This is a genomic window from Chamaesiphon sp., from assembly GCF_041737865.1.
Classification (GTDB): Bacteria; Cyanobacteriota; Cyanobacteriia; order Cyanobacteriales; family Chamaesiphonaceae; genus Chamaesiphon.
Genome location: NZ_JBGSQZ010000051.1, coordinates 1 through 7452, shown reverse-complemented (window position 1 = coordinate 7452; position 7452 = coordinate 1). Strand labels below are relative to the sequence as shown.

At 43.2% G+C, this 7452-nt stretch carries 10 protein-coding genes and 1 pseudogene; 6 read left to right on the top strand and 5 right to left on the bottom strand.

Annotation, left to right across the window (positions count from 1 at the left end; genetic code table 11):
- The first annotated feature begins 235 nt into the window (after positions 1-235).
- On the top strand, positions 236-475 hold the full coding sequence (locus ACEW9J_RS03935) for a hypothetical protein (protein ID WP_373543838.1): 240 nt from the start codon (positions 236-238) through the stop codon (positions 473-475).
- Between the two features lie 51 nt (positions 476-526).
- On the opposite strand, the gene ACEW9J_RS03930 is transcribed toward ACEW9J_RS03935, so the two are convergent.
- On the bottom strand, positions 527-955 hold the full coding sequence (locus tag ACEW9J_RS03930; protein WP_373543837.1) for a transposase: 429 nt from the start codon (positions 953-955) through the stop codon (positions 527-529).
- Between the two features lie 11 nt (positions 956-966).
- Positions 967-1389 carry a transposase gene (locus ACEW9J_RS03925; protein WP_373543836.1) on the bottom strand — a complete coding sequence of 141 codons (423 nt, stop codon included), beginning with the start codon at positions 1387-1389 and terminating at the stop codon, positions 967-969.
- Positions 1390-1982: 593 nt separating this feature from the next.
- Here ACEW9J_RS03925 and argJ point away from each other — a divergent pair.
- Positions 1983-3221, top strand: a complete 1239-nt coding sequence (argJ, locus tag ACEW9J_RS03920) for a bifunctional ornithine acetyltransferase/N-acetylglutamate synthase (RefSeq protein ID WP_373543835.1) — start codon at positions 1983-1985, stop codon at positions 3219-3221.
- A 208-nt stretch (positions 3222-3429) separates the two neighbouring features.
- Positions 3430-3999, top strand: coding sequence for a DUF2939 domain-containing protein (locus ACEW9J_RS03915; protein WP_373543834.1), 570 nt, complete (start codon positions 3430-3432; stop codon positions 3997-3999).
- A gap of 53 nt (positions 4000-4052) precedes the next feature.
- On the opposite strand, the gene ACEW9J_RS03910 is transcribed toward ACEW9J_RS03915, so the two are convergent.
- Positions 4053-4568, bottom strand: a complete 516-nt coding sequence (locus ACEW9J_RS03910; protein ID WP_373543833.1) for a hypothetical protein — start codon at positions 4566-4568, stop codon at positions 4053-4055.
- Positions 4569-4704: 136 nt separating this feature from the next.
- Here ACEW9J_RS03910 and cobU point away from each other — a divergent pair, with 136 nt between their 5' ends.
- The 3 genes from cobU (at position 4705) to ACEW9J_RS03895 (ending at position 6181) form a co-directional block, all read left to right on the top strand.
- Positions 4705-5268 (top strand): bifunctional adenosylcobinamide kinase/adenosylcobinamide-phosphate guanylyltransferase, encoded by a 564-nt coding sequence (cobU, locus tag ACEW9J_RS03905; protein WP_373543832.1) that lies wholly within the window; start codon positions 4705-4707, stop codon positions 5266-5268.
- Positions 5269-5409: 141 nt separating this feature from the next.
- Entirely contained in the window at positions 5410-5982 is a 573-nt protein-coding gene (gene def, locus ACEW9J_RS03900; RefSeq protein ID WP_373543831.1) for a peptide deformylase, read from the top strand.
- Positions 5983-5992: 10 nt separating this feature from the next.
- A complete protein-coding gene (locus tag ACEW9J_RS03895) occupies positions 5993-6181 on the top strand; it encodes a hypothetical protein (protein WP_373543830.1) in 189 nt (62 codons plus the stop codon).
- A gap of 137 nt (positions 6182-6318) precedes the next feature.
- On the opposite strand, the gene ACEW9J_RS03890 is transcribed toward ACEW9J_RS03895, so the two are convergent.
- Both ACEW9J_RS03890 and ACEW9J_RS03885 read right to left on the bottom strand, forming a co-directional pair.
- Complete coding sequence (locus ACEW9J_RS03890; protein WP_373543829.1) at positions 6319-7134, bottom strand: HEAT repeat domain-containing protein; 816 nt, start codon at positions 7132-7134, stop codon at positions 6319-6321.
- 167 nt (positions 7135-7301) lie between these two features.
- Positions 7302-7452 (bottom strand): annotated as a pseudogene (locus ACEW9J_RS03885) (phycocyanin subunit alpha); the annotation flags it as partial.

Below are 7452 nucleotides of genomic sequence, written 5' to 3'. Positions count from 1 at the left end.
TGAGCGGCAGCTTGACGGTATTCACAAGGCGAAGGAGTTGGGTGTTCGCTTCGGTCGTAAACAGCTTTTGTCTGCTTCGCAGATCGCCCTTGCTTCATCTCAGACGGGCACAAGCTACTCTGATTAAAATTCTGATGAAAGGGTTTAGTCTTTCTAAGGCGAGTGTCTATCGTTACTTGAAGAAAACTGCTAGCCCTGGTATATAAATCTGCTTATTCCCCCTTTTGGAGGGTTTATGCAAAAAACCCCTGTTAAAGAATTGTGTATTTTAGTAATCGCAGTTATCCCTTATAATTCGAGCATACTAAGTAATGAAGATCCCTATTTACAAGCCGAACAAGTTTGGGCGATCGGTTCTGGCTCAGTTGAGTCTACGATTAAACAGATCGATCGACGAACTCAAATCTCTGGGGCACAGTGTAAATCTGAAAATACAGCACTTTCCTCAATTATGAAGTACAGTAGCAGCAGTTAGCAAACCAATTTCGCAAATGCAAAGGATTAATGAGCTGTAAAGCAACAGAAATTAAAATATCGACCATTTTAGTAGTCTTAGGAGAAAATGTTCTGATAAAAGCTTTAAGCTGTGACCACCAATGTTCAATTGGATTAAAATCCAGTGAGTAAGGAGATAGATTAACAACCCTAGCACCAACAGATTCAATAAGAGGAGTAATTGCGGTAAGATCGCCGAGAGGTTATCCATTATTACAACAGCACCTGACCATAATTGAGGTAATAACAACTTTTCAATAAATACGTGAAAAGCATTACTGTCCATTGAATTGTCTAATGTCATCACCGCCAAAACTTTACTTATACTAATAGCACCGATGACAGTAACTTTTTTACCGCGATAAAATGGTTTTAGATCGTAGACTCTACTTCCTTTTTCACTACGAGCATGGTGACGCATTAATCCGAGTAGTAAGCCAGTTTCATCCAAAAATACCATATTTTCAGGCTCTAGATCTCGGACTTCCCAGTATTCGCATCTGAGTAGCTGGACTCTATCTGTCGCAGCTTGGCTGCTCCTGACCGTTTTTTTTTACGACTTAAATTTAACTTTTGTAATCCTCTACACATCATGCTCTCACTCACTACTTGTTTGTGAGATTCTAGCCAGTATTCACAATATTCAGAAAGAGTTGCATCTGGATACTGTTCTACCAAGGCAGTAATCAAAGCGGAAGAACCTGCTAGCACCGCTTTTTTTCTTGTACCTTGCTTCCCAGGATTAACATGTCCTTCCTCTTTGTACTGCCTCAACATTTTTTGAACAAAAGCTTTGCCAACACCAAAGCTTACGGCTAATTTTCTAACAGAAATGTTTCCTGAGTAATAAGAATTAACTACTTTTTCTCTCAGATCGACAGCATATGGTTTCATAACAATGATTTATTTATCTTACACTACTGTACTTCATATTCATGGAAAGTGCTGTATTCCTCAAGTTCTAGCTCATCGCTGTGCCTACCTCAACGGATTAATTTGCGATCGCTAAATAAAAAGTGGGATGCTCCCAGTATTGAACAGGTTGAAATGCGACTTAAAACATTTTTTGAAACTCAACAATTGCAGACTCCAAGTCAAATTTCAAATACGATTCAACAGATCTATGACCTTATGCTATAATCTTCTGGCGGGAAGGGAGTAGTAGTCATCCCTTAGTCGATCGCCTCAATAATCTCACGAGGATTGACTTAAGTCATAATCAAATAACAATTATTTCTATCTCTACCGCGCAATTTAGAAGCTAAAAAGCCAGGTAAACCTCAAATCAGTTATCTGACAACTGCTGAACCAGAACTAAGAGAAATTGTGAGAGAAAATCACGATGCAACTTTAGTAGAGCTTTGTGAGATTTTTGCTCTAAATTCTAGATATTGTTTTTCTATTTCAAGAAAAGAAATCCAATTACTGTATACCCAACACCTAATTCTAGTATGCTGATAACTAGTACCTATTGACTGAAGACTGATATGGACTGGCAAGAGATTTCTGGGGGAGTGACGGCACCAAGAGGCTTTAGAGCGGCTGGGATTACAGCAGGGTTGAAAGCCTCTGGGTTGCCTGATTTGGCATTGATATTGTCCGATGTAGAAGCGATCGCGGCTGGAGTTTTTACCACTAGTCAGGTTCGAGCTGCTTGTGTCGAATATTGCCGTCAACAACTCGCTGTCAAACCTAGTGCCCGTGCTATTTTGTGTAACTCGGGACAGGCAAATGCAGCGACTGGCGAACAAGGTTGGGAAGATGCGAATTCCTGTGCGAATGCGCTTGCTAGTAGCTTGAGTATTGCCCCAGAAGCGATCTTACTGGCTTCAACGGGAGTAATTGGTCAACGCATCAAAATGGATGCCTTAATCGCCGGAATTCCCAGTTTGGTGGCGGCGGCTACAGATGAGGGCGGAGATACGGCTGCTAAGGCAATTATGACTACCGATCTGGTGAGTAAATCGATCGCGTTAGAAACAACAATTGGCGATCGCACAGTGCGGATTGGCGGGATGGCTAAGGGATCGGGAATGATTCACCCGAACATGGCTACCCTATTGGCTTTCGTCACCTGTGATGCAGCAGTATCCACGACGCTATGGCAACAAATGCTCAGTCGGGCTGCGGATAAGAGTTTTAACCAAATTACGGTTGATGGTGATACTAGTACCAATGACACACTGATTGCTTTGGCTAATGGGGAGTCGCGTACTCCGGCGATCGTCCAAGCTGGAGCGGAAGCTGATAAATTAGAAGCGATGCTGACTGCGGTGTGTCAGTATCTGGCTAAATCGATCGCACGGGATGGTGAGGGTGCTACATGTCTGATTGAAGTGCGGGTATCGGGTACTTTGAGCGATCGAGAGGCGCGGCAAATTGCCAGAGAAATCGCTGGCTCGTCCCTACTCAAAGCTGCAATTTTTGGACACGATCCCAATTGGGGCAGGATTGCGATGGCGGCGGGAAAGGCTGGTGTTCCCTTCGATCAGAATAATTTGGCTGTGCGATTGGGTGACATTCAACTCATGGCAAATGGGCAACCTTTGGCATTCGATCGAGTTGCTGCTAGTAATTATCTCAAGGCGGCAAGTCAGGGGGAATACATGAAAACAGATACTGTGTTAATTTCTGTAGCTGTCGGTAATGGTAGCGGCTCTGGAATTGCTTGGGGCTGCGATCTTAGTTATGACTATGTGAAAATTAATGCAGAATATACAACTTAGAGGCGATTGACAAAAGTTAGTCTTTTTGATGATTTTGGGATCTAATCAACGATCGTAATAGATATTATTTAGATTAAGCACTGTCTTAGTTCGATCGAGAAGATTAAATTATTAACTGTAGTTTTTATAACGGTTAAGATTCTCAAATTAATAATTAATCTTCTCTAACCCATAGTAGTATCATCTTAATAATTAAATTGAAATAGTTATGCTTGATTCTCTTTTAGAGAGGTTACGTCAACGATTGAGATCTGTAGACCGACAAACAATTGCTAGTACTGCGGCGATCGCAGGTATTGTCGCTATTGTGGGGAGTGGAGTTTATTATGCACCTTATCTAACAGTTAATAATATAAAAGGTGCAGCTACTAATCGGAATACTGATGCCTTGGTACAAGAAATTGATTTTCCAGAATTGCGAAGTAGTATCAAAGTAAATGTTAAAGCTCAGGTAATCAAACAGATAAATGGATCTTCTAGCTCGTCATCAATGACTCCAGAGCTAATTGAAAAAATGGTCAGCTCGATGGTGGATAAAATAATCACACCTGAAGGATTAGAACAATTAATGCTCGATCGAATACCTGAAGCCAAAATAGATTTAGGTCATCTCGATCGAGATATTGCTAAATCGGATATTAATATGGGCTATGAGTCACTCAATCGTTTTGTTGTTCATATTACTGATAAAACCGATCGATCTAAAGATGTCAGCTTGATTTTAAAGCGTGATGGAATAACGTGGAAACTAGCTGGTATCGATATTTCTAAAGTGTAAATGGGGAAATAGGAACTAGATAGTAAATCGAGGCTTTTGCTAGTACTTAATATCTAATCCTCTAGTTTTAATCGGAGGTGGACGAGATCTTCAAGCACGTGACGAATATGTAACTCAACTTGCTGTTTGCGCTCGGCTAAATCCTTTAACTGTTGATATCTAGCAATTGCCTGACTGACGCTCAAAATCTCAGCCATCGAACAAGGGCGCGTCCATAATTTGCCATATTCATCCAATCCACACAGGCGATAACCAGCTTGAGGATCGACAGCAGTTAGACCGATATCGACGCTAATATAAGGGGTCGCAATGGCTTCTCCGGTGATACCAATCTTGAATGTGCGGGATTCTAACCAAGCAGCTAAAACTGTCCCACTGGCGGCGATTTGAAGACTTTGTAGTTCGATGTTTTGCAATTCTTGCTGCCACTGAGTCACCATTTTATAAATTTCTTGGAGCATATGTGCTGCCAAAATTGGGTTAGCATCTTGACGGAGGTTGCTAAATTTTGGGACTTGAGCGGTGACTAATTGATTCGATTCAAAATTGCGATCTGTGGATATTGACATGTTCAATTTAGTTGATGGTTGGGCTTCGCGCCTGCGGAAGGGATCGGCGACGGACAGACAGCACATTGTAGCCGCTCAATTTAGATGCAATTAAGTCAGTAGGATTGGAATGGATAACAGCATAACTCGATTTTCGATGGCAGAAGCGACAGCAATGGATCGGCAACAACTTATTTTAGTGACAGGAGCAGCCCGCTGTGGGAAAAGTGAATGGGCGGAAACTCTGGCTAGCGAAAGTAACAAAGCTGTCACCTATGTTGCTACGGCAACTATAGATCCCACCGACCCTGAATGGCAAGCTAGGATCGTGCGTCATCAGCAGCGTCGCCCAGCTACATGGCAGACTAGAGCTGCGGTTGAAGATTTGGCAAGTACGATTTGTCAAGCTCAGTCTTTAGATTGCCTGTTGGTTGATTCTCTGGGTACTTGGGTGGCAAATTTACTCGATCGATCGGACGCTGAGTGGGAAATTTTGACTCAGGAGTTGTTAGATAAGTTGGCAATTAGTTTAGCCACCATAATTTTGGTAGCGGAAGAAACTGGTTGGGGTGTGGTACCAGCTTATCCCAGTGGGCGGTTGTTTCGTGACAGATTGGGAATGTTGACTCGTCGAGTTGGCTCGATTGCGAGTACAGTTTATCTAGTTACTGGTGGTCACGTTTTAAATTTGTCTCAACTAGGCACTAAAATCGATCGATAGCTGATGACGATAAACTCGATGGTGAGTGGATCGAAACGATCGCGGCGGAGGCAATCGTACCAGTTACTTAAAAGCCTAAATCCTGTTAAAATAAACGTAAAGCGTTAATCTCCAGACATCATCGCTCACAGCACCTCGTCCATGCCAACATCAATCCTCATTGACAAGAAAAAATTAGCCAAACCACCACTAGAGATTCACTATCTGGGCGATCGCGTATTGCGCCAGCCAGCTAAAAGAATTACTAATGTGGATGAAGAGCTGCGCCAAACAATCGTGGCTATGCTCCAAACTATGTATAGTTCTGATGGTATCGGTTTAGCAGCACCACAAGTAGGCATTCACAAGCAATTGATCGTCATCGACTGCGAATTGGATAAGCCAGAGGCTCCGCCACTAGTTTTGATTAACCCGACGATTAAAAAATACGGGAAAGCCCTCTGTAAAGACCAAGAAGGATGTCTGAGCATCCCTGGTGTCTATTTGGATGTCGAACGCCCAGAGACGATCGAGGTGGCGTACAAGGATGAATTTGGTCGTCCGCGCAGTCTCAAGGCTGACGGATTATTAGCGCGTGCAATTCAACATGAAATGGATCACCTGAGTGGTGTTTTATTCGTCGATCGAGTTGAAAATAAACTCGCTCTTACTGAGGAACTTCAGAAAAAAGGTTTTTCACTTCAACATGTCCAGCGTCTCAATCTCGGAGCATAATTTATAGTTCATGTACACTCCTCTAACTGGTATATGCTTGCTTGGTGCCTCAATTTCAGCGATTGCCGCAGTCGGCTCTGTATTTGAACTGACTTCTGGTACTCCAGAATGGGGCACGGCTGTTACAGGTAGCATTTTAGCTGCAAGCATTCCGTTGACAGTTTTTCTGTTTCTCACGGCTGTCAAAAATTCTCGCTAGTTAAATTAATTGATAATTGATAATTGATAATTGCGGACAGGCGATCGCGCGGAGGTTTCCGATCCATGGCTTGCACCAAGCAGATAATTGGGTTTTTAAGATGGGGATTGAGTATCTGCGACTAAAGGCGATCGATTCTAGAGCAATTCGTCCATCAACTGCATCACTTCAACAGCACCTGCTGATAATCGATCGAATGGCGAGAGGGTAATTTGGGCTGATAATATGCCTTTGAGTGCGATCAGTTTCAGACTATTTTCGGCATGGGCGATCGAGATCGGCACTGCTGCGGGAAGATACCCAATTGCCCCTAAATCTGACAGGAGTGCTCTTCTAACTTGTAAATCGCTATGAGTTAAGGCTTGAACCAATCGATCGCCATAAACAGTATCTTGGGTCAATTGGTACATCGATCGCAAGCCAGCATACTCAATCCGAGGAATCGGATGTTCGAGAAATGGTTGAATAAATGGTACTGTGGCAGTTGCACCCAGAGTACCCAAGGCTTCAAGGATTGCATCATATGGTTGAGAAAAATCTTCGCCCTGGGGCAGGAGTTTGCCGTCTCGAACAGATGCAGTCAAAAACTCAAGTAAATACGGAATACAGCTAGGATCTCCCAACATTTCTAGGGATTGCGCTGCTGCCTCACGTACATAGAAATCCGTACAACCCAGACATTCAATTAAAGCAGGAACAGCTTGGAGGTCATTTAATTTCCCCAAAGCCCTAGCTGCACTTCGTCGTAGTGGATAGCCACCTTCAGGGGTGCGATCTGCCTCATCTTTCAAGGCGACAATTAATCCAGCGACAGCCGCAGGATCGTTTACCCGAAATTTGCCCAACCACCACGCGGCGTATCCCCGCAAGCCTAAATCTTCACCATCGAGATTAGCGATCGCTTGTACGATCGTTAGTGGTTCTCCAGCTTGAATCGGCGATTCATCACTCATGATTATTAATTATTTAGTTTCTGCACCTACTCGCCCAAAAGGATAGATACACAGGAATCACTCCTATTTTACAGTTAATTCCAGCCAAAAAAATTCCCGAAGCCACTTCCCCTCGCTAACGCAATTGCTAACGGATGGAAATAACTTCGGGTATTGACACCAGCTTTCTAGCTCAGTGCGTTAATCGCATAATCGAGGTAAGAATTGGCTTCTACCGCAGCATCACCAGTCAAACCGTGGTTGGACTTGACGTACTTGAGAGCTTCGATATACCAGCTAGGAGACAAGTCAAAAGTCTTGTTGATTTCGGCCAAACCA